Source organism: Nocardia rhizosphaerihabitans (assembly GCF_014646295.1).
Lineage (GTDB): Bacteria > Actinomycetota > Actinomycetes > Mycobacteriales > Mycobacteriaceae > Nocardia > Nocardia rhizosphaerihabitans.
Genome location: NZ_BMNE01000006.1, coordinates 39,940 through 66,583, shown reverse-complemented (window position 1 = coordinate 66,583; position 26,644 = coordinate 39,940). Strand labels below are relative to the sequence as shown.

Sequence of the window (26,644 nt, the reverse complement as noted above, 5' to 3'; positions counted from 1 at the left end):
TCGTTTGTCTACGTTGTAGACGACCGCTGTAGAAGTCCGTAGAATCAATGCTACGACCAGGCGAGGAGCCTCATGGCCATTACCGAAGTCGCAGTCTACGCGCACCTGAGCAAAGCCGATGTCGAGGCGCTCGGCGAGGAACTCGATGCGATCCGTCGCGACATCGAGGAGCGGCGCGGCACCCCCGACGCCGACTACATCCGGCGCACGATCGCGTTCCAGAGAATTCTCGACGCGAGCGCGCGGTTGCTGCTGGCCTGCACCGGGTCGCGGCTGGGCTGGCTGGCGGGCACCTCGGCGCTGGCCACGGCCAAGAGTATCGAGAACATGGAGATCGGGCACAACGTGTCGCACGGCCAATGGGATTGGATGAACGATCCCGAAATCCATTCCCGCACGTGGGAATGGGATATGGCCGGGGTTTCCGCGCAGTGGCGGTATTCGCACAACTACCGCCATCACATGTTCACGAACGTGGTCGGCATGGACGACGACGTCGGATTCGGCGTCCTGCGCGTCACCAGGGATCAGCAGTGGCGCCCGCGCCTGCTCCTGCAACCGCTCCAGAACCTGTTCCTGGCAGCCACTTTCGAGTGGGGCATCGCCCTGCACGGGCTGTACTCCGAGCGCGACCGCGCGCCGACCGACGCCGAGAAGGCCACGCACACCCGGGCCCTGGTCCGCAAGATCGGCAGGCAGGCGGCCAAGGACTACCTGTTCTTCCCGATCCTCAGCGGACGGCGCTGGCGGCGCACCCTCACCGCCGACATCACCGCCAACGCGCTGCGCAACCTCTGGGCCTACGTCGTCATCTTCTGCGGTCACTTCCCCGACGGCGCCGAGAAATTCACCCCCGCCGCGATCGAGCACGAGACCCGCGGCGAGTGGTATCTGCGCCAGATGCTCGGCACCGCCAACTTCGACGCGGGGCCGGTGATGGCCTTCCTCAGCGGCCATCTCTCGCATCAGATCGAACATCATCTGTTCCCCGACCTGCCCTGCAACCGCTACGCCGAGATCGCGGTGCGGGTGCGTGCGCTGTGCGACAAGTACGACCTGCCCTACACCACCGGCCCGCTGCCCCGGCAGTACCTGCTGAGCCTGCGCACCATCAACAAACTCGCCTTCCCCGACTCGTTCCTCGTGGCGACCAGCGACGACGCCCCCGAAACGGCCTCCGAACGCAAGTTCGCCGCCACGGCGCCCACCGAACCGGGACCGATCCGGCGCGGACTGCGCACCGCCCTGCGCCGCGGCGCAGTGGTGGACTCGTGACGGAACAGCGGAATACAATTCCGCTGTATGGCGACCACCAGCGCGTCGGGGAAGATCGCAGTGGTGACCGGCGGTGCTTCCGGCATCGGAGCCGCGCTTGCCGGCGCGCTGATCGATGCGGGCGCCGAAGTATGGCTCGCCGATCGCCAGGGGGAGGCCGCCGAGGAGCTGGCCCACCGTTTGCGCAGCCGCGGCGGAAAGGCGCATGCGCTCGAAGTCGATGTGCGCAGCTACCCGTCGGTCCAGCAAGCCGTCGACGAGACGGTGCGCCGGTCGGGGCGGATCGACTTCCTGTTCAACAACGCGGGTATCGGGGTCGGCGGTGAGATCGACTCCTACTCACTGGATGACTGGAACGACGTCATCGACGTCAACCTGCGCGGCGTCGTGCACGGAATCCAGGCTGTCTATCCGGTCATGATCGAACAGCGCTCGGGACACATCGTGAATACCGCCTCGATCGCCGGGCTCATCACGACCGCGGGCCAGGGCAGCTATTGCGCCACCAAGCATGCTGTCGTCGCCCTGTCGATGACGTTGCGCACCGAAGCACAGCGGCACGGCGTGCAGGTGTCGGTGCTGTGCCCCGGTGTGATCCGGACCCCGATTCTGACCGGCGGCAAGTTCGGCCGGATCAACATGAACGGCGTCAGCGAGGAGAAGATCCTCGGCTATTGGGAGCGGTTTCGGCCGCTGGCGCCGGAGAAGCTCGCCGAACGCGCACTGCATGGGGTGTTTCGCGGAGAGGCGATCATCGTGGTGCCCAGGTGGGGGAAGATGCTCTGGTACCTGGAGCGGATCTCACCCGCGCTCGGGAGGCAATTCGCGAAAGGCATGGTGACGCGCATCAGGCGCGATTTAGCGCCCGACGTCTCCTGACCGCACCGCCCGGGAACGGGTTCACCCGTTGTTTGCTCGCCAACGGGTTCGATATCCATCAATATCGATGAGTGTCGAATCCACCCCTGCCGCTGTCGTCGGTGAATGCATCGCCGTGCGAGGTCGCTCCGCTCGCCCGTGAACCGCTGTCCGCCGAGTCGGCCGCCGAACTGGCGGGTGTGTTCAAGGCGCTGTCGGATCCGGCGCGGTTGCGGCTGCTGAGCCTTTGCTGGCCAACTCGATCGCGACCGTGTTCGGGCTCGGTGTGCTGATCCTGGTCTTCGGGCCCGTCTCCGGCGCGCACTTCAATCCCGTGGTCTCCCTTGCCGATTGGCTACTCGGGCGACGGCACGGCACCGGCCTCGACCTCGTCGGGGTCGCCTTCTACGTGCTCGCTCAGGTCTCCCGGGGCGATCTGCGGCGCCGTCCTGGCCAACATCATGTTCGACCTGGGCGCCTGGCAGATCTCCACCAACGACCGGATCACCAACGGCCACCTGGTCGGCGAGGTCGTCGCCACCGCGGGCTGATCGCGGTGATCTTCGCCCTCGCCCGCAGCGGTCGCGCCGCCCTGTCCGCCTCCGCGGTCGCGGCCTACATCGGCGCCGCCTACTGGTTCACCAGTTCCACCGGCTTCGCCAACCCGGCCGTCACCATCGGCCGGATCTTCTCCGACACCTTCGCCGGCATCGCGCCGGGGTCGGCGCCCGGCTTCATCGCCGCCCAGATCCTCGGTGCGGCACTGGGACTCGCGTTGATCGTCGCACTGTATCGACGCTCGGCGGCCGACGCTGCCGACAATGCCGTCGTCCCGCGCGCCGCGAGCTCGCATCACTGAAAGGGCACCAACCGTGTCGACCAAGCCCAGCGTGCTGTTCGTCTGCGTGCACAACGCCGGACGTTCCCAGATGGCACAAGGCTTTCTGGCCCACCTCGCCGGTGACGCCGTCGAAGTGCGCTCGGCGGGCAGCGCCCCCGGCGATGCCCTCAATCCCGCCGCCGTCGCGGCCATGGCCGAGGTCGGCATCGACATCACCGGCCAGTCGCCGAAGATCCTCACCCCCGACTCCGCCGTCTGACGCACGATTCGTGTACAGCGGGTACCGGGCAGGGCAAGATAGTGCGGTGCGCGACGAGTCCAGACCGATTCCCGACGTTCCCGGGTCGAATCGAACAGGACGCTTCCGGTTCTGGCTGGCCGAGCAGCGCTGGGAGTGGTCCGACGAGGTCGCGGCGCTGCACGGATACGCCCCCGGCACGGTGACACCGACGACGGAATTGCTGCTGGAGCACAAGCACCCCGACGACCGCGCCGAGGTCGCCGACACGCTCGCCCAGGTCGTGAGCACCGGACTGCCGTTCAGCAGCCACCATCGCCTCGTCGATACCACCGGCGCCGTCCGCCACGTGCTGGTCGTCGGCGATCAGATGCGCGATGACTCCGGCGCGGTGATCGGTACCGAGGGCTTCTACATCGATGTCACCGACACCGTCGACGAGGAACGCCGCGACACCATCGAGGAGGCGGTGCCGGAGATCGTCGCGGCCCGCGCGCTGATCGAGCAGGCCAAGGGCGCGTTGATGACGGTGTACGGCATCTCGGCCGACCAGGCCTTCCGGGTGCTGCGCTGGCGCTCGCAGGTGACCAACACCAAACTGCGCGATCTCTCCGAGGCGCTGATGCCCGCGGTGACCGAGCTCGGCGGCGCGGACACGCCCACCCGCGCTCGCTTCGATCATCTGCTGCTCACCGTCCACGAGCGGGACGGCACAGCCGCGGGCCACCGGCCGTAAGACCGATGGCCCGCTCGAGTCGGCTGGTCAGTCGCGGAAGGCGTCCTTGACCTTCTCCCCCGCGCCCTTCAGGTTCCCCTTCACCTGGTCGCCGCGTCCTTCGTTCTCCAGCTCACGGTCGTCGGTGGCCTTTCCTGTGGCCTCCTTGGCCTTGCCTGCCAGCTCCTCGGCCTTGTTCTTCGCCTTGTCCGCGATACCCATGTGGCATTCCTTTCAGACAGATCTCTCGGCCACCTCGGGTGACCGGTGGGCCGTCTTGGGGACCCACAGACCGCCTACCCGGGCCTGCGGGACGCAAACAGGTCAGCTCCCGGTAACGACCCGAATCGCGTGCAATCGGGGATCGCTCGCGTCGGGCACATTCATGCCCGCGACGACGCCGGTGCGCAGGTAGTCCACGACGGCCGCGCAGATGCGCTCGCCCGGCACGATCGCGGGGATACCGGGCGGATACGGGGTGAGTTGTTCGGCGGCGATCCGGCCTGCCGCCTCCTCCGCGGGCACCAGCTCCGTCGGGGCGAAGAACGCGTCGCGGGGCAGCATCACCGGTTCCAGTTCCAGGTCTTCGGGTGTCGGCAGCGCGATCTCGTGCGGCGCCGGCTCGCCGAGGCCGGCGCGCCACAGGGCGAGGCCGTCGACGAGCGCGTCGATCGACTGGGCATCGTCGGCGGACGACACCGTCGCCAGCACCCGCCGGTGGTCGCTGAGTCCCAGGTCGATGCGGCGGTTGGCGCGCAGCCAGTCCGCGGCGTCGTACCCGGTCGCGCCGGTGGCGGAGACGTCGACCAGGACCTGCAGCAGATCCAGGTCGTGGGAAGTCTCGACGCCGAGCAGGTCGTCGTGCATGACGTCGAATCCGGAGATCTCGGCGAGCTCGGAGCGTACCCGCCGGGCCAGCGACAGCGCGTTACCGAGCAGGTCGTGGCCGAATTCGACCATCTGCCTTCGCCAGCCGTCGAGGGCGGCGTAGATCAGGACGTTGGGGCTGGTGGTCATCAGCAGGTCGGCGCAGCGGCTGAGCCGGGCGGAGTCGACCAGGCCGCCCTGCACATGGAACACCGAACCCTGTTCGAAACCCATGCCCATCTTGTGCACGCTCACCACGCAGACATCGGCGCCCACGTCCATCGCCCAGGTGGGCAGGTCGGGGTGGAAGGGCAGGTGCGCGCCCCAGGCTTCGTCGACGATCAGCGGTTTACCGCGGGCATGGCACACCTCGGCGATCCCGCGCAGGTCGGCGCAGGTGCCGTAGGGGCTCGGGCTGACGATCAACGCGCCCGCGGCGTCGGGATGGTCGTGCCAGGCCTGTTCGACCTGGGCGGGTGACGGCGGATGCGAGAAATGCCGTTCGGTGTCCCAGCGCGGAGCGATCCAGTGCGGTTGCACCCCGGAGAAGATCAACCCGGCGACGATCGATTTGTGGCTGTCCCTGGCCACCAGCAGGCCGCCGTCGTCGCCGCCTGCGACGGCCATCATCGCCGCCTTCACCGACAGCGAGCTGCCGCAGGTGGAGAAGAACGCGGAGTCCGCGCCGACCGCGTCGGCCATGAGGTCCTCGGCTTCGGCCAGCAGTCCTGCCCTGGAGAGCCGGTCGTCGAGGCCGCCCGAGGCGAGAATGTCACTGGCGAACGCGTCGGCGCCGAGCGCGGCGAGCACCCGGGCGTCGACTCCGCGACCCTGCCGATGAGCGGGCGGGGTGAATCCGTATCGGCCCGAGCCGCGATAGTCGGCGACCGCGGCGACGAGCGGAGCTGTGCTGTGGTCCATGTAGCGGTAGTAGCCGTTCGGCAGTGCTTCAATCGGGTGCCTGACCTGCCGCTGCCCGTTTCGCGACGACGCCTCGGGGCATGCCCTGGATAGGGCGAAAGGAACGGCGATGAGCGGGTCACGCGACGACGCGGAGTGGGACAGGCGAGCTCGCGGCGAGACCGAGATCCAGCGGCTGGATCGGAACTGGGCCGATCTGCTGCAGGAACTGCGCGTCGTGCAGACCGGCGTGCAACTGCTCACCGGTTTCCTGCTGACCCTGCCGTTCCAGGCCAGATTCACCATCTTGGACATGTCGATGCGGGTGGTCTACCTGGTGACCGTCGTCGCGTCGGTCGGGGCGACCGTGCTGCTGGTCGCCCCGGTCGCCACGCACCGGCTGCTGTTCCGCAGGCATCAGCTGGCCGACCTCGTCGCGGCAGGCCACCGCTACGCGTTCGCCGGGATGATCCTGCTCGGGGTCGCGCTGATCGGGGTCATCGTGCTGATATTCGACACCGTGGCAGGCATGGGCGCCGCGATTGCCGCGGGGATCAGTTTCGCCGTGTTCTTCACGGGGGTCTGGCTGTTCGGCCCGCTGTATCAACGGCGGCGCGAGCCGGACAGCAGCCCCTGAGCTCGATCAGGACTCCGACTCGAGCCGGGCCCAGGCGCGGTGTTCACCCAGGTCGGTGAGCAACGCGCTGGTGGCCGTGACCGCGTCGGCGACGGTGATTCCCGGTGCCTCGGTGTCGATGCTGTTGCGCTGGAGCGCCTCCGCCGCCGTTCCGACGGCCGCGATCGCCTTGCCGTGCCGCCACATCTCCTCGATCAGCAGGTCCACCCGTGGATCCGCCGGGGCGCCCAGCAGCAGGGCGCCGTCGAATTCGATCGATCGCATGGTGGCGAATGTTCGCGCCACCGGCACACCGTCGACGGCACCGCCGCGCGCCGCGACGACGAACGGGGTCACCTTGGCCTGTTCGAGCGCGGCGGTGACCTCCTCGACGGCGCCGGCGGTGGCGGTGTCGTCCACCAGCACGGCCACCTTGCGGCCGTCGACCGGGAAGCTGCCCTTGCGCTGGGACAGCGCGGGGCTCGGATCGAGTTCCACGCGGTCGGCGTTCGGGGCGGGCGGGTCGAGTCCGAGTTGTCCGCCGACGTAGTCGGCCAGCGCGTCGTCGACGTTGACCAGCATCTGCAGGGCACGTCGCTGCACCGTCTCGGACGTGCACTTGCCGAGTTCGAACGAGAACGCGTCGGCCAGCCGCTGCTGCTCGCCCTTGGTGAGGCTGCGATAGAACATGCGCGGCTGGGAGAAGTGGTCGGCGAACGACACCGCCTCCGGACTGTTCGCCGTGGTCCGCAGTTTGGCGGTCGGTGGCGGGATGGGTGTCGGCGATTCGACGTAGGCCTGATCGGCCAGGCTGGCGGCATAGGGGCAGCCGCCGCCCAGCGAATTCGGTTTGTACGGGGCGATGCCAGGGTGCACGGCCGTCTGATGCATGCCGTCCCGGAACAGGTCGTTGACGTCGGCGTGCGGCGTATTGATCGGCAGCTGCGCGAAGTTCGGGCCGCCGAGCCTGCTGAGCTGGGTGTCGAGATAGGAGAACAGCCTGCCCTGCAGCAGTGGATCGTCGGTGACCTCGATGCCGGGCACCAGATGACTCGGGCAGAACGCGACCTGCTCGGTCTCGGCGAAGAAGTTCACCGGATTAGCGGTCAGGCGCAGCGTGCCGATGATCTGCACCGGCGCGAGCTCCTCCGGCACGATCTTGGTGGGATCGAGCAGATCGATGCCCTCGAAGAGATGATCGGGAGTGTCCGGGAACACCTGCACGCCGAGATCCCATTCCGGCGTGGCGCCCGCCGCGATCGCCTCGGCCAGATCCCGGCGATGGAAATCCGGATCGAAACCCGCGGTGAGCTGGGTTTCCTCCCACAGCAGCGAATGCACGCCGAGCCGGGGCTTCCAATGGAATTTCACCAGGCTGGTGGTGCCGTCGGCCGCGACCAGCCGGAAGGTGTGGATGCCGAAGCCTTCCATCATCCGGAACGAGCGCGGCAGCGCCCGGTCGGACATGTTCCAGAAGGTGTGCGCGGTGGCCTCGGTGTGCAGGGAGACGAAATCCCAGAACGTGTCGTGCGCGGACTGCGCCTGCGGAATCTCGCGATCCGGCTGCGGTTTACCCGCGTGGATCACGTCGGGGAACTTGATCGCCTCCTGGATGAAGAACACCGGGATGTTGTTGCCTACCAGGTCGTAGACGCCTTCGTCGGTGTAGAACTTCACCGCGAAACCGCGGGTGTCGCGCACGGTGTCGGCCGAACCCCGGGAGCCGAGCACCGTGGAGAACCGGACGAACACCGGCGTCCGCGCGTCGGCGGCGAGGAACGCGGCGCGGGTCAGCTCGGCGGCGGCGCCGTTGGCGACGAACACGCCGTGGGCGCCCGCACCGCGCGCGTGCACGACCCGCTCGGGGATGCGTTCGTGATCGAAGTGGGTGATCTTCTCGCGCAGGTGGATGTCCTGCAGCAGCACCGGTCCGCGCGGACCGGCCTTGAGTGCGTGATCGGTATCGGCGGTGGGCAAACCCTGGGCAGTGGTCAGCGCGCCGCCCTGCTGGGCGCGGATGCTCGCATCGCCCGCGATCGGTGCGCCGGTCGGCCCGCGCAATGCGGGGCCCTCCTGATCTGGTTCGGGTCCGGCCTGCTCGCACGGGGTGCCCGCGTCCTCGTCGGGCGGAGCGGGCGGCTGCTGGTGTTCAGGAAAACCCATATCGCCTCCAGTCGAGTGGATACCGTCTCTGTCGGACTACCGCGCTATCCGCCGGGCAAACAGCGGTTGGAGATCTGCGGGTGGGGTATGCGCCGCCTATGGAAATTCTCGTGATCGTGGCTCTGATAGCCGTCGTCGCGGTGGTCCTGGCGCTGCGGAAGAGGTCCGGGAAGCCGCCGGACCAGGCCGAATCGACCGGCAACGACCCGAAATGAGCCTACGGTAGGCGGCCGGGAATCACTGGGCGGCCGAGCGAATGGCGTGGCGCGGCCCGGGTACCCTCCGACCAGTTGGTCGATGGTGGATGGGAGGCGGCGTGCGAGCAGACGATCGCGACACCGCGCCCCGGTCCAAGACCGTCGGGTTCCAGGTTCCGGCCGAACTCGACCAGCTGACCATGGTGCACTCGCTGGCCGAGACCGTGCTGCTGGTGCGCGGGTTCGCCCTCGACGAGGTCACCGACCTGATCCTGGCGCTGGATGAGGTGGCGACCGCGCTGATGCTGGTCGCGGCCGCGGACACCCAGCTCGACTGCGTGTTCACCACCGGCGACGGCACCCTGGGCGCCCGCGTCGCGGCGGTGATCCGCACGCCGTCCGCGCTCGACGAGGAGTCCTTCGGCTGGCATGTCGTCGCGACCCTGACCGACGCGCTGCGCATCGAATACGGCGACTTCGATCCGGTCGGCGACGGCTACCCGGCAACCGTCGAATTCGGCTGGATCCGGCGGGTGCACGGACCCGCCGCAACCTGAGCCGAAACAGGCTTCGCTCCGAATAAGACATAGCGGTGGCACCGATGGGTACCCCATGGACATCCGCAACCGTCCGGAAGCGAGGCATCGGCGATGACATCGGAAGCAATGACAGCCGACAACACGACCACCCGGCGATCCCACTCGCGCGGCGACAGCTACGACAACATCGAGCCCTGGTTCGAGAAGCTGCGCGCGTTGCCACCAGGAGACGAGAACTACGACGCCCTCCGCGAGGAGGTGATCCGGCTGTGCCTGCCGCTGGCCGACCACATCGCGCGTAAGTTCGCGGGCCGCGGGGAACAGTTCGACGATCTCGACCAGACCGCGAGGGTGGGGCTCGTCCTCGCCGTCGACCGCTATGACGTGAGCCGGGGATCGTCGTTCCTGTCCTTCGCGATCCCCACGATCATGGGCGAGGTGCGCAGGCACTTCCGTGACCACACCTGGGCCGTGCGCGTCCCGCGCAGGCTCAAGGAGATCCAGCTCAGGGTCGGGCCGGCCACCGAGGAACTGTCCCAGCAGCTGGGCAGGCTGCCCAACGCCCGCGAGCTCGCCGACGCGCTCGAAGTGGATCTGGCCGAGATCACCAGGGCCCTGGTCGCCGCCAACGGCTACCAGACCAACTCCATCGACGAATTCACCCACGACGACCGGGACAACGCCAGCCAGGCGATCACCGACACCCTCGGCGTGGAAGAACCCTGCTACCAGCTCACCGAGGACGCGATGACGGTGCGCCCGCTGATCGCCGCACTGCCGGACGAAGAGCGGCGGGTGCTGGTCATGCGGTTCTACGAGTCCAAGACCCAGAGCCAGATCGCCGAGCAGCTCGGCGTCTCCCAGATGCAGGTTTCGCGGATCCTGTCCCGGACCCTCGGCCTCCTGCGTGAGCAGGCGCTCGCCGAGCAGGCGGCGCCGGTGCAGTGACACCGGCGGCGCCGCGTGCCAGAATTGTCCTAGGTTGAGACCTCCAGCCGACCCTGTCGCTCAGGAGGTTCTATGGCTGTCGTTCTGGATCGCCGGTTGTCGAGCCGGCTGCGGTGGTATCGCGGGCCATCGGCCCCCGCCGCAGCCGAGCTGCATCTGCGCGACCCCGGACGACCCGGCTGCTGGGTACTGCACGCCGGCACCGAGCTCGACGCGGCGCGGATGCCGCCGTTCTTCTCACTGCTGGACCGCGCGGTGCATTCGAGCGCCCGCGTCGTCGTGGTGGATCTGCGCGAAACCGAGTTCCTGAGCATCCGGGTCGCCGCCATGCTCGGCAAGGCCAAGTGCGAGGCCTGGGCAGCGCAGGTCGATCTGCGCCTGCTCACCGGCAGTCGCGAAGTGGAGCGGGCGCTCGATCTGGTCGGCGTCCGGCCGCTGTTCCGGTACTACGAATCCCTCGACGAGGCATCGGAGCCCGAGCAGCACTGAGGGGCCGATCGGTCCCCGCGGTGTTTCGGTCCGGCAAATCCTGGGTAGGCGCATGGTGAACCACTCCGGTGCAGTCAGCTCGGGAGGAGGCCACCGTGGATTCGAGCGACCGGATCATTGCGCAGTCGAGACACGCGACGTCGATCCACATCACGATCGACGCCGATCTCGAGCAGCTCGTCATGCTGCGGGCGGTGGCCGAAACCATAGCCCTGATCACCGGTTTCGGCATCGAGGAAGTCGATGACATCCGCGTCGCGCTCGACGAGGCGGCGACCTGTCTGATTGTGGGTGCCGTCGCCTCGTCCCAGATCCACTGCGACGTCATCGCCGACGAGTTCCGGATCCGGGTCTCGGTGGACGCGGTCTGCGGTGACACCGACCCGATCGACGAGACGGCAGTCGGCTGGCATGTGCTGCATTCGATCACCGATCACCTGGTCGCCGACCATGATCCGTTCGACCAGACCAGGGGCGGTTATCCGGTGGCCATCACCTTCAGCCGGGTGCGGCGGCTGTTCGCGGATCGGTGATCGCCTGCCGCAGCGAACTGCGGTCGGCGCGCCAGCATTCGAGGACGTGCTCGGCGAAACGGTCTTCGAGCAGGCTCGTCGCCTGGATGCCGAAGACGAGCCCCGCTGCCATTTCCGGTTCGGCACGGAGCAATTCGGCGATGACATAGCGGCGCATGACCTGTTCGTGGACGGCGTCGGCGACGACGTGTTCGGTGTAGAAGTGCACACAGGCGGGATGCGGCAGCAGCGTGTGCGCGAGGTCGGCGAGTCGGCGTGAGGCCGGGGACGAGGTGATCTCGGTGGCGGCGAAGTGCCCGACCAGGGCGCCGCGCAGGCCACGATGCAGACCGAACAGCGACATCATGTCCACCAGGGCCAGCATCGGTGCGGGTACCGCGTCGAGGTAGTGCAGGTAGCCGGGATTCAGCCCGGCGCCTGCCAGCAGGTCGGCGAACAACTGGGCGTGCACGCGATCGCCGCGGCCGCCGCCGAACTCGTCGAATTCCACCGCGACCAGCGCGGCCTTGGCCTGCCCGCGCAGGCGCGGGATCACCCAGGCGTACGGATCGGCCTCGATGTGGTGGTAGATCGAGCGGTGCACGAAGTATTCGCGCAGCTGATCGGGGGTGCCCTGGTCGGCGAGGAAGCCCGCGACGCCGTCGGTGCCGGAGGTGGGTTCGAGCAGGCGGTCGAGTTCGCCGTCGATGTCGTCGCCGCCGGGAACGTCGGCCGACAGCGCGGCGAGCAGCTGCCGTTCCAGGTCGCGACGCAGGCGCAGCAGGTCGGGGTCCCATTCCCAGTTCTCGTCGACCTCGGCGAAGCCCTGGTAGTGCAGTTCGTAGCAGGTGTGCAGGGTCAGCAGCAGATCCTCACCGTAGGGATCGGCGCCGGCTACCTTGGGCACCGCGGAACCCGCTGGGCGACTGAGTGATTCGACGACGGCCGCGGACAGCTCGCCGCGCGGGACGGGCAGCGGGCGCCGGGGCGCGACGGTGGAATTCATCGATCGCCTTCCTGTTCGCGGCGTCGCCTGCGCCGGTGGCTGGTGTCGCACAGCGGGTAGCTGCTCGACCGGCGGCACAGGCACAGCGCCACCACGAAACGGTCGCAGTGCAGCACCGTGCCGTCGGCGGTGACGACATCGACGGGGCCGTCGACGAGTGCGGGGCCGTCGTCGGTGAGCACGATCCGCCGTGGCTCAGGCGGGGTCGCCGACGACACGGGACGATGTTCGGTCGACACGGATCACCACCAATTCCTCGTAGCGCTGGCCGGGTGTGATGAAGCCGCGCGCGGCCAGCCACCCGGCGCGGGCCCGCATGACCGGCCCGAACGGCACGATGCCCCCGGCGACCACCCGCGCGTCCGCCCCGCGCTCGCGCAACTGGCGCACACTGCGTTCCGGGTCGCTGAGCGCCGAATGCACGATCAACCCGACGCCGCGCTCGGTGAGCAGGTCCGGCAGCGTGTCGCAGAGCCGGTCGAGCACGCTGCGGCCGTCGGGTCCCGCGTCCCACGCCAGCGCGCCGCCGCGGCCTGTGCCCAGCTCGGCGGGTACGTAGGGCGGGTTGGCCAGCACCACGTCGAAACGCGGGAGCCGCAGCGCCGAGGCGAAGTCACCGTGCAGCAGTTCCACCGCGACACCGCGCAGCCTGCAGTTCAGCCACGTCGAGGCCAGCGCCGACCTGGACACGTCGACCGCGGTGACGCTGCGCGCCCCCGCCTGTGCCGCGGCCAGCGCGAGCACGCCGGTCCCCGCGCACACATCCAGAACCCGGCCGCCATGCAGCACGGGCAGCCCACGCAGGGCACGAGCAAGCAGCCAGGTATCGGCCTGCGGCCGGTAGACACGCGGCGCGCGGATCACCATCACCTCGAGGTACCCCCTTTTCCGCGTCGACAAGGCCCTTGCCCTCGACATGCCCGAAATTCGGCAAACCAATCCGCCCAGTCTGGTCTGGGCGCTTGATCAGGTACTTTGTGCCTTTTCGGAGATGCGGAAAGTCCGTGGCACCGCTCGGGCAACCGGACCAGACTGGTGTGTATGAGCGATCAGCCGGTTCGTGAAGTGCCCGACCATCCCACCGTTCGCGCGGCGATCCGGCTCGGCTGCCGGGCGCCCTCGGTGCACAACACCCAGCCGTGGCGGTGGGTGTTCGACGGCACCGCGCTCGAGCTGTCGCGTGACCCGGATCTGCAGCTGGCGGCCGCGGACCCGACCGGGCGGCAGGCGGTGATCAGCTGTGGCGCGGTACTGCACCATGTGCGGACCGCGTTCGCCGCCGCCCACTGGCGCACCGCGGTCACCCGGCTGCCCGATCCGGACCGCCCGGAGCTGCTGGCGAGGATCGAGTTCGAGCCGTGGCCCGAGCCGCCGATCGGGGAATTGCGCCGCGCCGATGCCATCGATCGCCGCTACACCGATCGGCTGCCGATGGAGGCGCCGATCGGCTTGACCTCGGTGGTGTCCACGTTGGACAAGCTCGTCGCGCCGCACGATCTCTCGCTCGACGTCCTCACCGACGAGGTGCGTCCCCGGCTGGCGCTGGTGTCCGAGCAGTCCGGCGCGCTGCGCCGCTACGACATGGAGTACCAGGCCGAACTCCGCTGGTGGGCCGGACATTCCGAGCGGTCCGAGGGTATACCGCCGTCGGCGCTGATCTCGGAGTCCGAACGCGCCAGGGTCGGCGTCGCCCGGTCCTACCCCCCGGTGGAGCGGTCGGCCCGACGAGGCGATCTCGACGATCACGCTCGCCTCGTGGTGCTGAGCACCGGCGACGAGTCCCCCTTGGCCTGGCTGCGGACCGGTGAGGCGCTCTCGGCGGTCCTGCTCGACTGCACCGCGTCGGGATTGTCGACCTGCGCGCTGACCCACGTCACCGAGCTCACCGCGGGCAGGCGCCTGCTCGCCGGCCTGATCGGCCATCCCGGGGTGCCGCAGGTCGTGGTCAGGATCGGCATCGCCCCTGAGGACGGGCAGCGCCCGCCCACCCCACGTCGACCGCTCACCGACGTGCTGACCGAGCGATGACCCGTGCGGTCACGGGCCCGGGTCGCCCGAATCATCGGCGAACCGGAAAGCCTCGACCGCCGTCGGCAAGGTGGGGAACAGCCGGTCGGCCCCGATCCGCTCGGTGAGACCGGACGCGTCCAGGTCGACGCGCAGATCCTGTTTGACCCGCGCCATCGCGAACACCACCCCGCGCGCGGCCAGCTCGGCTCGCACCTGTTCCACGGCGTCGAGCGCGGTCAGATCGACCTCGACATTGGCTTCGACATTGAGCACGAACCAGCGCACCGGTTCCCCGCTGCGCTCGGCCCACCAGTCGACCGCGGCCAGTGCCCCGGTGCGGAAGTCCTCGGCATTGGCGAAGAACAGCGGCGCGTCGTAGCGGTACACCACCAGTCCCGCAAGGGGTTTCGCCTCCGGATAGTCGTCGACATCGTGCATACCCGCGAGGTCGGGAACGAAACCGAGGACCGCGTCGTGGCCACGGGCGATCCGGCGCAGCAGGTCGAACACCGACAGCGCGATCGCGACGAGCACCCCGTAGAGGACACCGAGGACCAGCACGGCGCCCGCGGTCACCAACGCGAGGAACAGCTCGCTGAGCCGGAACCGGGCGATCCGGCGGAACTCGCGCACATCGATCAGCCGCAGCGCCGCGTACACGACCAGCGCGCCCAGCGCCGCGACGGGGAACTGCGCGAGCACACCGGTGGCGCCGAACAGCACAACGAGAACCGAGGCGAGGGTGACCAGCGCGTAGAGCTGGGTGCGTGCCCCCATCAGGTCGGCGATGGTGGTTCGGCTGCCACTGCAGCTCACCGGGAATCCGTGGGTGAGCGAAGTCGCCACATTCGTCGCGCCCAGTGCGGCGAGTTCGGTGTTGACCTGCACCTGCTCGCCGTGCCGCGCGGCGAAGGCGCGCGCGGTCAGCGCGTTGTCGGAGAAGCCGACCACGGCCAGGCCCGCCGCGGGCAACAGCAACGCCATGACGTCGGCCATCGCGATGGCCGGCAGTTCGGGCGTCGGCAGGCCGGTGGGGACCTCACCGACCACGCCGATCCCGAACCGCTGCAGCGAGAACACCGCGACCGCCATCGTCGCGGCCAGCACCGCGATGAGCGGGCCGGGCGCGCGCGGCATCCAGCGCGCCATGATCAGCAGCGCTGCCAGGACGACGAGCGCCAGGGCCGCGGTCGCCGGATGCCACTGACTGATGTTCGCCACGAACGAGCGCAGCTGCGCCATCGAGGTGACTCCGGTGACCGGCACGCCGGTGACCCGCCCCAGCTGGCCGACGATCATCAGCCCCGCCGTCCCCGCCAGATAGCCGATCAGCACCGGCCGCGACAGCAGATCGGCCAGTACCCCGAGCCGGGCAGCCGAGGCGGCCAGGCACAGCACCCCGACCAGCAGCGCCAGCAGCGCGGCCAGCGCCGCGTAGCGCTCGGGGTCGCCCGCGGCCAGCGGCGCCAGGCTGACCGCGGTCAGCAGCGCGGTGGTCGACTCGGGACCGACCGACATCTGCCGCGAGGTCGCCAGCAGCGCGTACACCGCCAACGGCGCGATCGTGGCCCACAACCCGACCACCGGCGGCAGCCCGGCGACCGTCGCGTAGGCCATCACCTGCGGGACCAGATACGCGGCGACCGTCACACCCGCGACCACGTCCGAACGCAGCCATGCGCGCCGATAGTTCCGGAACTGCCGCAGACCCGGCAGTGCTCGCTCCAACACCGTGCGAACATTGTGCGCCCCGCCGGCGGGGTCACACCGCCGACGTCACCGGATCGGGACGCGAGTCCCCGGTATGCGGGACCTTCGCCCCGAACTGTGGAGCTGATCAATGCTGTGCGCGAGGTCGGCAACGGCAAGTCGCTGCTGGACAACCAGGCCGCCGACCTGGACCGGCCGCCGCGCCGATGACGACTCCCGATGCGGACTTCCCCGGCGTCCCGGTGCAGGTGCGCGGCGAGGTGTTCGGCAACCTCTCTCACCGAGAAGGCGGGCGGGCAGGAGTTCACCGAGGACGACGAGGTGGTCGTGCAGGCACTCGCCGCCGCGGGTCGGGTCGAACGCGTCGTCGTCGAGGACCGGCCCGCGCGGGCCGTGCTCACGCGGCGGCGGGCGCACAGCTGATCGTCGTCGGCAGCCACGACCGCGGCGGATTCGCCGGAGCGGCCCTCGGTTCGGTCACCCAGGCCGTGCTGCACGGCGCGCACTGCACCCTGATCATCGCCCGGCCGGAAGCCAGGAACTGACCGGGCGGGTCACAACCACTTGATCCGGCGGAAGGCGACCACCAGGACCGAGCAGAGGACCGCCATGGTGATGTAGGTGTCGACGATGCGGTCGGTGATCGCGTGCAGCACGGCGCCGGGTCCCAGCGCCATCCGGGCGGGATCCTGCTCGAGCCGGTGCCGCACGTGCACGGCGTCCTCGACCGCGAGCGCGTGCAGGTCGAACGTCTCGGCGACATCTGGCGCGCGTCGGGCTCGAACAGTCCGATCCAGACGAAACCCGTTCCCCTGCTGCGGACTTCGGCCACCGCGGCGGCCGGGGTGAACCGACAGGGCAGTCGTCGCCCGATCCTATGACCTCCGCGCGCGCCGGTATTGTCCCGAGCGAATTCGCTTGCCCTGCAGGCTGCTCCGCGAGTCCGTAGCCTGGGATCGTGATTACGCTGAAGAAGGAAGACGGCGCGGCCGACCTCGCCGGCATCACCAAGATGAGTGTGGGGGTGAGCTGGGACCCGTCGGCCGGTTCCAGCGGGGGCCTGCTCGGGATGGCGCGGCGCAAGCGCGGTGTCGACCTGGACCTGATCGCCGTGCTGATGCAGGGCGGCGAGCCCGTCCGCTTCGCCGGCCTCGATTCCCTGAACCCGCTCGGCAACGGCGCGGTGGTGCACACCGGCGACGAACAGACCGGCGCGGCGGCGGGCGACGACGAGACGGTGCACGTCATCTTCGCCGACGTCCCGCCGAGCATCGACGCCATCGTGTTCGTCGCCGCCGCGTTCAAGAAGGGCAGCTCGTTCGAGAAGGCCAACAACGTCTCGTTCAAGATCTACGACGCGACCGGCGCCGACAGCCAGCCGGTCGCCGACATCTGGCCGTCGCTGCTCGGCCAGGAGAACGCCAACGCGATCGCGCGGGCCTTCCGCAACGGCCCGGTCTGGCAGCTCGAGGTGCTCGACCGCAAGGGCAAGATCAAGCAGGGCGACCGGCAGGCGCTGCTGCGATTCGCCATCCAGTAGCCATCGTCTCCCCGCGCTCACCCGGCCCGCGTACGGTGGTTGCCGGTACGGAGGGCAGTGATGAGCGCACAGTTGATGATCGTCGAGGACGACACCCGGGTTCGGACGTCGCTGCGGCTGGCGATGGAGGACGAGGGCTACGTCGTCGCCGAGGCCGAACGGGCGGAGGCGGCGCTGGACCAGGTCCGCGACTTCGGCGTCCCCGACGTGATGATCGTCGACCTCATGCTCGGCGGGATGGACGGCTACACCTGCATCCGTGAGGTGCGCCGCGACCACGACGTGCCGATCATCGTGGTCAGCGCCCGCGACGACACCCACGACGTGGTCGCCGCGCTCGAGGCGGGCGCCGACGATTTCGTCACCAAGCCGTTCGAGGTCAAGGAGCTCACCGCCCGCATCCGCGCGCTGCGCCGCCGCACCAGGAACAGCGCCGACCGCGATATCACCGAGCTCGTCCTCGACGCCGCACCCGACCGGCGCCTGATCCTGTGCCCGGAGCGTGGTTCGCTGCGCCTGGACGGGCGCGATGTGCACCTGACCCTGACCGAGTTCCGGCTGCTGTGCGAACTGGCGCAGAACGACAGCCTGGTGCTGAGCAGACAGGTGCTGCTCGACAAGATCTGGGACCGTGGGTTCTTCGGCGACGAGCGCATCGTCGACGTGCATGTGCGCCGCCTGCGGACCAAGATCGAACGTGATGCCGCCGACCCGCGCCTGATCGTGACGGTCCGCGGACTCGGCTATCGGCTCGATGTCCAAGCCTGACGGTTCCCCCCGACTATCGCGGTTCCGTGGCCTGCGCGGCCGGGTCATGGCCGCGTTCGTGCTCGGCGCGAGCGTGGTGGCCGTTGTCCTGGCCGGATCGGTCTACGGGATCAGCACCAGCTACATGGAATCGCAGCGGGTGCGCACCGTCGAACGCGCTGTCGGCGTGCACGCCGAACTGCTGCGGCTCCGCCTGGACGACCCGCGGATCTCCGGCGAGCAGGCGCTGGACGCGCTGCATCTGCCCACCGGCTACATCGCCATCCTGCACCGGGACCGACGGTGGTCTGCCGTCGGTGTCGACGACGGCTTCGCCCCGCTGACCCCACCGGTGATCGACACGGCCGACGCCATCCCGAGCACCGCCACCCGCGTGCGGCTCGGCGACCAGCCGTATCTGCGGGTGTGGTCCGAGGTCGAGAACGGTTCTGTCCTCTACGAATTCGCGCCGCTGCGGGAACTCGAAGCCAATCTGCACATGCTGCGCACGATCCTGCTCGCCTGCGCCGTCCTGGCCGTCGCCGTCGCCGCCGCGCTGGGCGCGTGGGCCGCCCAGCGCACGCTCAGCCCGCTGCGGCAGGTGGCCGCGGCTGCCTCGCGGATCGCCTCCGGTGAACACGATCTGCGCCTGCCGCGCGCCGCGGACGAGGATCTGGCGACCACGGTCGAGGCGTTCAACGCCATGGTCGACTCCCTGCAACGCCGCATCGAGCGCGAACGACGCCTGGTCTCCGACCTCAGCCATGAACTGCGCACCCCGCTGACCACCCTCACCACCACCGCGACCGTGCTCGCCGGACACCGTGACGAACTGTCCGAGCGCCCGAAAGCCGCACTGGGACTGCTCGTCGAGGAGACCTCGCACCTGCGCGGCCTGCTCGACGACATGCTCGCCCTTGCCCGCGCCGAAGCGGGCATCCACCGCTCCGATCTGTCGCCGCTGTCGCTGGCCGAACTGCTCACCCATCTGCTCGCGGGCCGCGACACTTCGCCGGAGCTGCTCGACGTGCGCGATCCCGGCATGGTGCGCGGGCGGCGGATGGAACTCGAACGCGCGCTGGTCAATCTGCTCGCCAATGCCGATCGGCACGGCGGCGGCCTGACCGGCGTCACGGTCGACCGCGACGGCGCCGACGTCAAGGTGGTCGTCGACGACGCCGGACCCGGTGTCGCGCCCGAGGACCGCGGACGCATCTTCGACCGGTTCGTCACGGTGTCCCGGGCGACGGCGGGCACCGGCATCGGGCTCGCCCTCGTCGCCGAGACCGTCGCCGGGCACGACGGCACACTGCGCTGCACCGAACGACCCGGTGGCGGCGCAAGGTTCGTGCTGACCATCCCCGCCTGTGACGACGTTCGTCATGAGATCGCAAACAAACGAGCGGAACCGCTGCAATGAAGCGTTGCGATCGTATGTCCGGTCACCGGGATCGAGCCGTCGCGCCGCGCTTCCGGTCTGGAGGAGGACAAGCCGTCGTGCGGGTTCCGCGGGCGGCCGATGTCCGGATGTCGCTACCAGGCAATCGATTCCGGTGACCATCCAGCTCCCCGGGGGAGCACGAAAACAGCGGGGCCCGGCGCGGTGTCGCGCCGGGCCCCGCTGCCGGGTTGCCGAGATCAGCCGATGCTGAAGGGCTGGCCCCACAGGGTGACGACCGAGTTCACGTTCGCGGTCTCCACCTTCACCTTCACGAAGGCGCGCGCCTGGGCGTAGCCCGCGCAGCCGCTGAGGCCGATGGTGGTGTCGGCCCAGGTCACCGAGCCGCTCTTGCCCTTGAACTTGTTGTTGGTGCCGTGGTCCTCGTTGCCGTAGTCGTCGGCCTTCTCGATGTCGAGAACGTAGAACGACTTGGCCTGGCCGGGGCCGAGGCTCAGCTCGGCGCCGCTGCTGGCGCCGACGCTGACATCCTCGCCGTCCCAGCTGCTCTCGCCCTCGACGCCGCCTTCGACGCCGCCGCCGTCGATGTTCACCTGGCAGCCGACGACGTAGCCCGGGTAGATCTTGCCGCCCTTGGCGTTGTCACCGGACACCTCGACCTGCGCGCTGCCGGAGACCCACGCGTTGCGGTGCACCGGCGTCGAACCCATCGACGGGTTGATGTTGGCCGACTCGCCGACCAGGCGCACGGTGACGGTGGTGCCGTCGGACAGGGTCTTGACGATCTCGCCGCCGGGCAGCGGCACGAAGGTGTCGGCGTTGGCCGCACCGGTGGACAGCAGGCCCAGCGTCACGGCGGCGGCACCGGCCAGACCGGCCAGGCGGGCCGAATTCTTACGGTCGATCATGTGTGTCATTCCTCGGATCGAAGTCGGTCTCTGCGGGCGCTCAGCCGATGCTGAACGGGGCACCGTAGAGCGTGGTCTTGGAGTAGTGGTCGCCGATGATCTCCACGACGCTGTAGGAGCGGGCCTGCGCGTAGCCGCCGCAGCCCTGGACCTCGATCTCGACGTCCTGGTACTCGACCGAGTAGGTACCGGCCTTCAGGATGTCCTTCTTCTCGATCTGGACGAACTTCACCTCGCCGGGGCCCAGGTCGAGGCCGACCGAGCCGCCGAGGCTGCCGCCGGACAGGTCGATGCCGCCGGACAGGCCCGCCGAGATGGCGTCGTCGCCGATGGCCACCTGGCAGCCGATGATGTAGCCGGTGTTGAGCTGGGAGGCGCCGTGGGTGGAGGAGTTGTTCGAGCCGGGCTTGTCGGCCGGGCCGTTGTAGGGGCCGACCTCGCCCTCCGGGGTGGCGGTGACATCGGCGGTCACGGTGCCGGAGACCCAGGCCACGCGGCCCGCGCCGTTGGCGGCCAGCGACGGGGAGACCAGGGCACGCTCGCCGGTCCGCTTCACCGTGACACCGGGCCCGGCACGCTCACCGTCTGGCAGCGGGACAAACGCGTCGGCGCCCGCGGTACCGGCCACCAGAGCGCCCAGCGCGAGCACGGCCATACCGGTGCCGGCGGCGCGCAGGCCACGGGTACCGCGAATACGGTTGATTCTCATACTTCCCCTCATCAGGTTCGAGCGGTCACACCTGTCGGCGCGGGCCACCTGTGCGGGGCGCGTCGAAGGCTCAGCCGAGCATTGCGGTTGTCGATGGCGCGATCAGAACCTCGCCACGGCCCGCCGATGAAGGTCCCGAAACGGGAACCTTTCCGGCTCTTTGCAGTGATATGACGACGATCGCAACACGGTCGCAATATTTCGCCGCGGCGCCGCTCACCGAACCTGGACGCGATCAGTGTCGTTGCCGGACAAGAACATCGCCATGCGGTGACCCTCGTCGGTGACCGCGCGGCGTTCGGTGCGGGTGAGCTCGCGCAGCGGGGTGACGGTGACGATGTCGTCCTCGACGGTCCAGCTCGCGGCGACCCTGCCGTCCACCAGGACCACGCGGGCACCCGCGACGGACAGGCCGCGGTCGGCGTCGTCGATGATCCGGCTGCGGTCGTGATAGCCGAGGATCGCGTTGTCGAAGGCGGGCAGGAATCGCGGCGGCGCAGGGGTTTCCGGGTCGGGGCGCGGGGCGTCGGGCAGGTCGAGCAGTTCCCTGCCGCGTTCGTCGCGGAAGGTGATCAGTTCGTCGCGGACCGCGGCCACCGCGGCGGGCAGACCGGTCAGGCCGCACCAGGCGCGCAGATCGGCCGAGGCGGCGGGACCGAACGCGGCCAGATAGCGCCGGACCAGATCCGCGCCGACCGGGTCGGTTCCCGGCGGGGCGGGCGGGTCGACCTCCCGACCGAGCCACTGCTCGACCGGAGCATTGCGCACACCGGCTTTCACCTTCCACAGTCCGCGTGGCGGCAACTGCACCGTCGGGATCAGGGCCGCGATCACCAGCTCCCCCAGCGCCCGGGTGCCCGGCGCGGGCCAGCGGTCGGCGAGTGCCCGCGCGATCTCCCCCATCGAGCGCGGTTCGCCGTCGGCCAGCACGGCATGCGCGGCCGCGGCGAGCTCGTCGAGGTCGACCCCGGCGAGCTCCTGCTTATAGGTGGTGAGCACTCGCTGCCGCAGCATCGCGTCGTGTCTGCCCCGCCAGGCGAGCGCGTCGGCGGCGGTGACCAGGTGCACGGTCCGGCGCATGAGATGGGCGCGGACCACCTGCCGCCCGGTCAGCAGTTCGTCGAGGTCGGCCGGATCGAAACCGGCGACCCGCGACCACAGGCCGAGGAACGGCTCCTGCGGTTCCTGCGCCTGCACCCCGCACAGGTGCGCGACGGCGTCGAGCACCGGGATGTCGGCGCGATCGAGCAGGAATTGCCGGGCAAGGGTGGCGCGATTGAGCGCCCTGGCGCCGAGAACAGTTCGCAGACTCATGATGTCGGGCATTCTTCCGAAAGACCTGTGTCAACGAGGGTTTCCAAGAGTATCGAGTCGGTGCGATTTCCGTGTTCCCTGGATGGTTGCTGCGCTAGCGTTTCCCGCATGGACGACATCGAGTTGGATTTGCCGAGCGTCGCTTCTTCCCACACCGCCGGCCGGATTCTGGAAATCGGCGCGGTCGGTCTGCGCAACCCGCTCCCGGTGAACGGTGAGCGGACGCAGGCCTACGTGTCCTGCGTGGACGGCACCACCCTGCGACTACCGGATTCCCTGCAGGGCTGGGCGATGCAGACCCTCGCGGCGAACTACGATCTGCGAGCGACAGGACTACCCTCGCTGTTTCCCTGCCGGTTCGAATTCGGTATCCGCGACGGAGCCGCATATGCCGTACCGGTCAGCGGCCACCGGTCGCTGCACACCAGGGTGGCAGCCGGGCAACCCGCTGTGTGAATTTCCGGCAGGCGGCACCGCCGGACGACCCGAGGGAGACCGCATGGCCACCGCGTCCGACGTCGCCGAGTTCGCCACCAGGCACGGACTCACCGTCGCCGTCGCCGAGTCACTGACCGGCGGCAATCTCGCCGCGGCCCTGTCCGCCGCCTCTGACTCCGCGCAATGGTTCCGCGGCGGCGTCGTCGCCTACTCCGTCCTGGTCAAACAGACGGTCCTCGGTGTCCCCGACGTCCCCGTGGTGTCGGAAACCGCCGCGATCGCCATGGCGCAAGGGGTGCGAACGCTGACCGATGCCGACGTCGCCGTCGCGACAACCGGCGTCGGCGGCCCCGGCTCCCAAGACGGCGAACCAGCCGGCTCGGTCTGGTGCGCCGCCGCCACCCGCGACACCGCCTGGGCCGTCCACCACCACTTCGACGGCGACCCGGCAGCGGTCCTCGACCAGTCGGTGAACTGCGCGCTGGAACTCCTGCACGCGGGCCAGGCCCACGTCACCGGCGGATAGGACGCCGACGCCCTATCGTCGTCGGCATGCAGGCCTTGACCTATGCGCCCGCGGGCGCGACCAGTCCCGCCGACGAGATCTGGACCGCGCGGCCGTCCGGATTCCGGCGATTCGAGACGTCGGTGGTGATCGGCCACGGCGAGCAGGTCTGGGCGAGTGCCAGGGAGGCGGTGTTGCACTGGGGTGTCAAGCGCCGCAGCGGCTTTCGCGTCGCCCCTGACGCCCGCGTGACGACCGACGCCGACTACCGGGTCACCGCAGGCTGGGGGCCCGTCTCGGTACGCGAGCCCGTGCGGGTGGTTGCGGTGGTCGACACCGCCGACCGGTGCGGCTTCGCCTACGGCACCCTGCCGGGGCACCCCGTGTCCGGCGAGGAGGCGTTCGTCGTGCACCGGCGCGCGGACGGCGCCGTCGAGCTCACCCTGCGGTCACTCACGAAACCCGCGTCGGCCGGTCTCTGGCGTGCGGCCTTCCCGATACTGCTTGTCGCCCAGCGGTTCTACCGCCAGCGGTACCTGCGCGCCCTGCGCAGCTGACTCAGGCGATCGGCGGCAGGTGGACGACCTGGCCCGCGTAGGCAAGGCCGGCGCCGAAGCCGAGGAGCAGGGCGGTGTCGCCCGGGCTCGCCGCGCCGGAGCGCAGCAGTTGTTCCATGGCCATCGGGATGGAGGCGGCGCTGGTGTTGCCGGTTTCGATGATGTCGCGGGCCACGGCGACGGTGTCGGGCAGGCCGAGGGTACGCACCAGGGCGTCGGTAATCCGGATGTTGGCCTGGTGCGGGACGAAGGCGTCGAGATCCTGTGCGGCGATGCCGGCGCGGTCCAGCGCGTTGCGGCAGGCCTTCTCCAGGAAGGTGACGGCCCAGCGGAACACCTCGGTGCCGTTCATCCGGATGTAGGGACGCACCGACGTGCCGCCGCTCGCCTCGGCGGCGGCGACCTCGGCGAAGTATTCGAGGAAGTCCTTGTCCTGTTTGATCGCCGAGGTGCGGCTGCCGTCCGAACCCCAGGCGACCGGGCCGATCCCCTCCTGCTCCGCCGCACCCACGACCACCGCGCCCGCGCCGTCGGCGAAGATGAACGCGCAGCTGCGGTCGGTGGTGTCGAGCAGGTCGGAGAGCCGTTCCACGCCGATCACCAGCACGTTGCGCGCCTGGCCGGAGCGGACCAGGTTCGCCGCGTCGGCCAGCGCGTAGCAGAAGCCCGCGCACCCGGCGGAGATGTCGTAGGCGGCGGTGTCGTCCATGCCGAGTTCGGTGGCGACGACCGCGCCCGCCGACGGGCCGAGGACCATCTGCGACGACGTCGCGAGGACGACCACATCCACCTCCTCGGCCGCCTTCCCGGCCGCGGTCAACGCGTCACGCGCGGCCGCGACGCTCATCCCGACGATGGTCTCGTCGGGCTCCGCCCAGTGCCGGGCGGCGATCCCGGAGCGAGTCTTGATCCACTCGTCGGAGGAGTCGATGGCCTCGACGATCTCGGCATTGGGCACGACCCGGCGCGGGCGATAGACGCCGAGGCCGAGAATTCCCGTATGGGTGACCGGAACTGCGGTGGCGATGGGGGTGGGCATGGCATCCTCTCCATATGAACCGATCGGTTCACGCTGGAATAGGTCTAACATGGACCGATCGGTTCAATCAAGGGTTTGGAGGAGATCGGATGGCAGCCGGACCGCGCACCCGACTGATCGAACACACCATCAGCACCGTCCAGCAGCACGGCGTCCACGCGGCCGCGCTGAGTGAACTGCTCAAGCGCAGCAACACCTCACGCAACTCGCTGTATCAGCACTTCCCTTCGGGCAAGGGCGAATTGGTGCAGACGGCGGCCCGGATCGTGTCCCGCCTGGTGTACTCGCACGTGAGCGCGATGGCCGACGCGCTGCAGACCGCGCCGTCGGTGCAGCAGTGGCTCACCGACCTGCTCGCCTTCTGGCGCACCCCGCTCGAACAGACCGACTACAGCGCCGGCTCGTTCATGATGGCCGCCGCCCTCGACGAGCTCGACCCGGCCCTGCAATCGCTCGCAGGGCAGGCCTTCGCCGAATGGACCGCCCGCCTCGCCGACGGCATCGTCGCCACCGGCATCGAACGCGCCACCGCCGTCTCCCTCGCCGGCTTCCTGCTCACCACCATCGAGGGCACCATCGTCCACAGCCGCGCCCTCAAGTCACCCCACCCGTTCGACCAGGCGGTCACCCAGCTGACCATCCTGCTCAACCACCACCTGTCCCAGCGCTAGCCGCCCGCCCGGCTCAGGTCGGCGCGCAGGGTCTCGACGATGTGGCGCCGGGCCTGCTGGCCTTCGCGGCTCGGGGTGAGCGGGTAGACGTGGACCAGGCCGTGTCCCTCGTGGAAGTCGATGTCGACACCTGCCGCACGCGCCTTGCCGAGCAGGAGGTGGGCGTCGGGGTTGAGGATGTCCTCGGTGCCGGTGAAGACAGTGAGGGGGCCGAGGCCGGTGAAGTCGCCGAACAGCGGGCTCACGATCGGGTCCTTCATCGGCAGGTCGCCGCTCCACATCTCGCCGAAGACGAGTCCGCCCTCGCGGCCCAGCCACGGGTCGCGTGGCAGTACCTCCGCGATCAGCGGATTCTCCAGGGTGAGGTCGAGTGCGGGCGAAATCAGTACTGTCCGTGGCACTGTCGTGCCCGCGGTGTCGCGCAGACGCAGCGCGGTCGACAGGGCGATCTGGCCGCCCGCGGAATCACCGGCGACGAAGGTGGGTCCGTAGCGCGCGTGACTGTCCGTCACGATCTCGGCGAAGCGCGGAATCACCTGTGCGGCAGTGCCGAACGGGATCAGCGGATAGATCGGCACCGTCACGGTGAGCCGCAACTGGGCGGCCAGCCGGGCCGCGAGATGCCAATGCTGCGGGGCGATTTCGCCGACCCAGCCACCGCCGTGCGCGTACACGAGCCCGCCGCGCGACGGCCCCGAGACCGGGGTGAGGGTGTAGACCGGCCAGCCGCGGTCCTCGCTCTTCGACACCACGACGCCGCGCAGCCGCCTCGGCGGCGCGTAGTGAAGAGGCGCCGCACTGAGCCGCCGCACGTGTTCGCGCGCGGCCTCGGCGCTGACATAGTTCCGGTTCGCCCTGGTGATCCGCAGGTAGGCGGGTACGACGACGCGGCTCATCACGCTCGGCACGGCATTCCTCCTGATCGACGACTCG

The 26,644-nt window shown here is 69.5% G+C and carries 31 protein-coding genes and 3 pseudogenes; 21 read left to right on the top strand and 13 right to left on the bottom strand.

Annotated features, from left to right (window positions below; genetic code table 11):
- The first annotated feature begins 72 nt into the window (after positions 1 to 72).
- From IEY60_RS24550 to IEY60_RS24530, 6 genes and pseudogenes are all read left to right on the top strand, one after another.
- Positions 73 to 1,275, top strand: a complete 1,203-nt coding sequence (locus tag IEY60_RS24550; protein WP_189032721.1) for a fatty acid desaturase family protein — start codon at positions 73 to 75, stop codon at positions 1,273 to 1,275.
- 27 nt (positions 1,276 to 1,302) lie between these two features.
- Positions 1,303 to 2,154 (top strand): SDR family NAD(P)-dependent oxidoreductase, encoded by an 852-nt coding sequence (locus IEY60_RS24545; RefSeq protein ID WP_189032719.1) that lies wholly within the window; start codon positions 1,303 to 1,305, stop codon positions 2,152 to 2,154.
- Positions 2,155 to 2,404: 250 nt separating this feature from the next.
- Positions 2,405 to 2,497, top strand: a pseudogene (locus IEY60_RS36410) (aquaporin family protein); the annotation flags it as partial.
- A 192-nt stretch (positions 2,498 to 2,689) separates the two neighbouring features.
- On the top strand, positions 2,690 to 2,992 hold the full coding sequence (locus tag IEY60_RS36405) for an aquaporin (protein WP_308426133.1): 303 nt from the start codon (positions 2,690 to 2,692) through the stop codon (positions 2,990 to 2,992).
- A gap of 13 nt (positions 2,993 to 3,005) precedes the next feature.
- Positions 3,006 to 3,224 (top strand): annotated as a pseudogene (locus tag IEY60_RS24535) (arsenate reductase/protein-tyrosine-phosphatase family protein); the annotation flags it as partial.
- A gap of 55 nt (positions 3,225 to 3,279) precedes the next feature.
- Positions 3,280 to 3,948 (top strand): PAS and ANTAR domain-containing protein, encoded by a 669-nt coding sequence (locus tag IEY60_RS24530; protein ID WP_229740089.1) that lies wholly within the window; start codon positions 3,280 to 3,282, stop codon positions 3,946 to 3,948.
- A 27-nt stretch (positions 3,949 to 3,975) separates the two neighbouring features.
- Here IEY60_RS24530 and IEY60_RS24525 read toward each other — a convergent pair whose 3' ends face one another.
- Together IEY60_RS24525 and IEY60_RS24520 are read right to left on the bottom strand one after the other, a co-directional pair.
- Complete coding sequence (locus IEY60_RS24525) at positions 3,976 to 4,149, bottom strand: CsbD family protein (protein WP_189032715.1); 174 nt, start codon at positions 4,147 to 4,149, stop codon at positions 3,976 to 3,978.
- 102 nt (positions 4,150 to 4,251) lie between these two features.
- Positions 4,252 to 5,715, bottom strand: a complete 1,464-nt coding sequence (locus tag IEY60_RS24520) for an aminotransferase class I/II-fold pyridoxal phosphate-dependent enzyme (RefSeq protein ID WP_189032713.1) — start codon at positions 5,713 to 5,715, stop codon at positions 4,252 to 4,254.
- Between the two features lie 109 nt (positions 5,716 to 5,824).
- Between IEY60_RS24520 and IEY60_RS24515 the strand changes: the two genes are divergently transcribed.
- A complete protein-coding gene (locus IEY60_RS24515; RefSeq protein ID WP_189032711.1) occupies positions 5,825 to 6,331 on the top strand; it encodes a DUF6328 family protein in 507 nt (168 codons plus the stop codon).
- Between the two features lie 6 nt (positions 6,332 to 6,337).
- Here the strand turns inward: IEY60_RS24515 and IEY60_RS24510 are convergent, their stop codons facing one another.
- Positions 6,338 to 8,473 carry a catalase gene (locus tag IEY60_RS24510; protein ID WP_189032709.1) on the bottom strand — a complete coding sequence of 712 codons (2,136 nt, stop codon included), beginning with the start codon at positions 8,471 to 8,473 and terminating at the stop codon, positions 6,338 to 6,340.
- 316 nt (positions 8,474 to 8,789) lie between these two features.
- Here IEY60_RS24510 and IEY60_RS24505 point away from each other — a divergent pair, with 316 nt between their 5' ends.
- From IEY60_RS24505 to IEY60_RS24490, 4 genes are all read left to right on the top strand, one after another.
- Positions 8,790 to 9,227 (top strand): anti-sigma factor, encoded by a 438-nt coding sequence (locus tag IEY60_RS24505; RefSeq protein WP_189032707.1) that lies wholly within the window; start codon positions 8,790 to 8,792, stop codon positions 9,225 to 9,227.
- A 93-nt stretch (positions 9,228 to 9,320) separates the two neighbouring features.
- Positions 9,321 to 10,157 (top strand): RNA polymerase sigma factor SigF, encoded by an 837-nt coding sequence (locus IEY60_RS24500; RefSeq protein ID WP_189032705.1) that lies wholly within the window; start codon positions 9,321 to 9,323, stop codon positions 10,155 to 10,157.
- Positions 10,158 to 10,229: 72 nt separating this feature from the next.
- Positions 10,230 to 10,646 (top strand): STAS domain-containing protein, encoded by a 417-nt coding sequence (locus tag IEY60_RS24495; protein WP_189032703.1) that lies wholly within the window; start codon positions 10,230 to 10,232, stop codon positions 10,644 to 10,646.
- Between the two features lie 95 nt (positions 10,647 to 10,741).
- Complete coding sequence (locus IEY60_RS24490) at positions 10,742 to 11,179, top strand: ATP-binding protein (RefSeq protein ID WP_189032701.1); 438 nt, start codon at positions 10,742 to 10,744, stop codon at positions 11,177 to 11,179.
- Here IEY60_RS24490 and IEY60_RS24485 read toward each other — a convergent pair.
- From IEY60_RS24485 to IEY60_RS24475, 3 genes are read right to left on the bottom strand one after another with little or no spacing between them, the layout of a single operon-like run.
- Positions 11,145 to 12,164: an iron-containing redox enzyme family protein gene (locus tag IEY60_RS24485; RefSeq protein WP_189032699.1), complete on the bottom strand. Its 1,020-nt coding sequence runs from the start codon at positions 12,162 to 12,164 to the stop codon at positions 11,145 to 11,147. The genes IEY60_RS24490 and IEY60_RS24485 overlap by 35 nt on opposite strands.
- Positions 12,161 to 12,382: a CDGSH iron-sulfur domain-containing protein gene (locus IEY60_RS24480; RefSeq protein WP_229740088.1), complete on the bottom strand. Its 222-nt coding sequence runs from the start codon at positions 12,380 to 12,382 to the stop codon at positions 12,161 to 12,163. Before IEY60_RS24480 ends, IEY60_RS24485 begins: the two co-directional genes overlap by 4 nt.
- Positions 12,360 to 13,031 (bottom strand): HemK2/MTQ2 family protein methyltransferase, encoded by a 672-nt coding sequence (locus IEY60_RS24475; protein WP_189032696.1) that lies wholly within the window; start codon positions 13,029 to 13,031, stop codon positions 12,360 to 12,362. Before IEY60_RS24475 ends, IEY60_RS24480 begins: the two co-directional genes overlap by 23 nt.
- Positions 13,032 to 13,205: 174 nt before the next feature.
- On the opposite strand from IEY60_RS24475, the gene IEY60_RS24470 reads away from it, so the two are divergent.
- Positions 13,206 to 14,192 carry an Acg family FMN-binding oxidoreductase gene (locus tag IEY60_RS24470; RefSeq protein WP_189032694.1) on the top strand — a complete coding sequence of 329 codons (987 nt, stop codon included), beginning with the start codon at positions 13,206 to 13,208 and terminating at the stop codon, positions 14,190 to 14,192.
- Between the two features lie 9 nt (positions 14,193 to 14,201).
- Here IEY60_RS24470 and IEY60_RS24465 read toward each other — a convergent pair whose 3' ends face one another.
- Positions 14,202 to 15,905 carry a SulP family inorganic anion transporter gene (locus IEY60_RS24465; protein ID WP_189032692.1) on the bottom strand — a complete coding sequence of 568 codons (1,704 nt, stop codon included), beginning with the start codon at positions 15,903 to 15,905 and terminating at the stop codon, positions 14,202 to 14,204.
- Positions 15,906 to 16,103: 198 nt separating this feature from the next.
- Between IEY60_RS24465 and IEY60_RS35935 the strand changes: the two genes are divergently transcribed.
- On the top strand, positions 16,104 to 16,307 hold the full coding sequence (locus IEY60_RS35935; RefSeq protein ID WP_229740167.1) for a hypothetical protein: 204 nt from the start codon (positions 16,104 to 16,106) through the stop codon (positions 16,305 to 16,307).
- Entirely contained in the window at positions 16,304 to 16,429 is a 126-nt protein-coding gene (locus tag IEY60_RS35930) for a universal stress protein (RefSeq protein WP_229740145.1), read from the top strand. Before IEY60_RS35935 ends, IEY60_RS35930 begins: the two co-directional genes overlap by 4 nt.
- Positions 16,430 to 16,498: 69 nt before the next feature.
- Here IEY60_RS35930 and IEY60_RS35925 read toward each other — a convergent pair.
- Positions 16,499 to 16,755: pseudogene (locus IEY60_RS35925) on the bottom strand (magnesium transporter); the annotation flags it as partial.
- 87 nt (positions 16,756 to 16,842) lie between these two features.
- On the opposite strand from IEY60_RS35925, the gene IEY60_RS24445 reads away from it, so the two are divergent.
- From IEY60_RS24445 to IEY60_RS24435, 3 genes are read left to right on the top strand one after another with little or no spacing between them, the layout of a single operon-like run.
- Complete coding sequence (locus IEY60_RS24445) at positions 16,843 to 17,424, top strand: TerD family protein (RefSeq protein WP_189032688.1); 582 nt, start codon at positions 16,843 to 16,845, stop codon at positions 17,422 to 17,424.
- Between the two features lie 60 nt (positions 17,425 to 17,484).
- Positions 17,485 to 18,192: a response regulator transcription factor gene (locus IEY60_RS24440; RefSeq protein WP_189032686.1), complete on the top strand. Its 708-nt coding sequence runs from the start codon at positions 17,485 to 17,487 to the stop codon at positions 18,190 to 18,192.
- Entirely contained in the window at positions 18,179 to 19,591 is a 1,413-nt protein-coding gene (locus tag IEY60_RS24435; RefSeq protein ID WP_189032684.1) for a sensor histidine kinase, read from the top strand. The genes IEY60_RS24440 and IEY60_RS24435 overlap by 14 nt, the downstream gene beginning before the upstream one ends.
- Positions 19,592 to 19,809: 218 nt before the next feature.
- Here the strand turns inward: IEY60_RS24435 and IEY60_RS24430 are convergent, their stop codons facing one another.
- The 3 genes from IEY60_RS24430 to IEY60_RS24420 all read right to left on the bottom strand — a co-directional run bounded on the left by IEY60_RS24430 (position 19,810) and on the right by IEY60_RS24420 (position 22,501).
- Positions 19,810 to 20,478 carry an MspA family porin gene (locus IEY60_RS24430; RefSeq protein WP_189032682.1) on the bottom strand — a complete coding sequence of 223 codons (669 nt, stop codon included), beginning with the start codon at positions 20,476 to 20,478 and terminating at the stop codon, positions 19,810 to 19,812.
- 40 nt (positions 20,479 to 20,518) lie between these two features.
- Positions 20,519 to 21,187 (bottom strand): MspA family porin, encoded by a 669-nt coding sequence (locus IEY60_RS24425; protein WP_189032680.1) that lies wholly within the window; start codon positions 21,185 to 21,187, stop codon positions 20,519 to 20,521.
- A gap of 216 nt (positions 21,188 to 21,403) precedes the next feature.
- Entirely contained in the window at positions 21,404 to 22,501 is a 1,098-nt protein-coding gene (locus IEY60_RS24420) for a winged helix DNA-binding domain-containing protein (RefSeq protein WP_189032679.1), read from the bottom strand.
- Between the two features lie 108 nt (positions 22,502 to 22,609).
- On the opposite strand from IEY60_RS24420, the gene IEY60_RS24415 reads away from it, so the two are divergent.
- Genes IEY60_RS24415 through IEY60_RS24405 form a run of 3 tightly spaced genes read left to right on the top strand, consistent with a single transcriptional unit; the run spans position 22,610 to position 24,001 of the window.
- Positions 22,610 to 22,957: a hypothetical protein gene (locus IEY60_RS24415; protein WP_189032677.1), complete on the top strand. Its 348-nt coding sequence runs from the start codon at positions 22,610 to 22,612 to the stop codon at positions 22,955 to 22,957.
- A gap of 43 nt (positions 22,958 to 23,000) precedes the next feature.
- Complete coding sequence (locus IEY60_RS24410) at positions 23,001 to 23,465, top strand: CinA family protein (RefSeq protein ID WP_189032675.1); 465 nt, start codon at positions 23,001 to 23,003, stop codon at positions 23,463 to 23,465.
- 26 nt (positions 23,466 to 23,491) lie between these two features.
- The gene (locus tag IEY60_RS24405; RefSeq protein ID WP_189032672.1) at positions 23,492 to 24,001 is read left to right on the top strand and encodes a DUF1990 domain-containing protein; all 510 of its coding nucleotides are present in this window, start codon (positions 23,492 to 23,494) and stop codon (positions 23,999 to 24,001) included.
- Position 24,002: 1 nt separating this feature from the next.
- Here the strand turns inward: IEY60_RS24405 and IEY60_RS24400 are convergent, their stop codons facing one another.
- On the bottom strand, positions 24,003 to 25,040 hold the full coding sequence (locus tag IEY60_RS24400) for a beta-ketoacyl-ACP synthase 3 (RefSeq protein ID WP_189032670.1): 1,038 nt from the start codon (positions 25,038 to 25,040) through the stop codon (positions 24,003 to 24,005).
- 89 nt (positions 25,041 to 25,129) lie between these two features.
- On the opposite strand from IEY60_RS24400, the gene IEY60_RS24395 reads away from it, so the two are divergent.
- Positions 25,130 to 25,711 (top strand): TetR/AcrR family transcriptional regulator, encoded by a 582-nt coding sequence (locus IEY60_RS24395; protein WP_189032668.1) that lies wholly within the window; start codon positions 25,130 to 25,132, stop codon positions 25,709 to 25,711.
- Here the strand turns inward: IEY60_RS24395 and IEY60_RS24390 are convergent.
- Positions 25,708 to 26,619, bottom strand: a complete 912-nt coding sequence (locus IEY60_RS24390) for an alpha/beta hydrolase fold domain-containing protein (protein ID WP_189032666.1) — start codon at positions 26,617 to 26,619, stop codon at positions 25,708 to 25,710. The two genes, IEY60_RS24395 and IEY60_RS24390, sit on opposite strands and share 4 nt — an antisense overlap.
- Between the last annotated feature and the right edge of the window lie 25 nt (positions 26,620 to 26,644).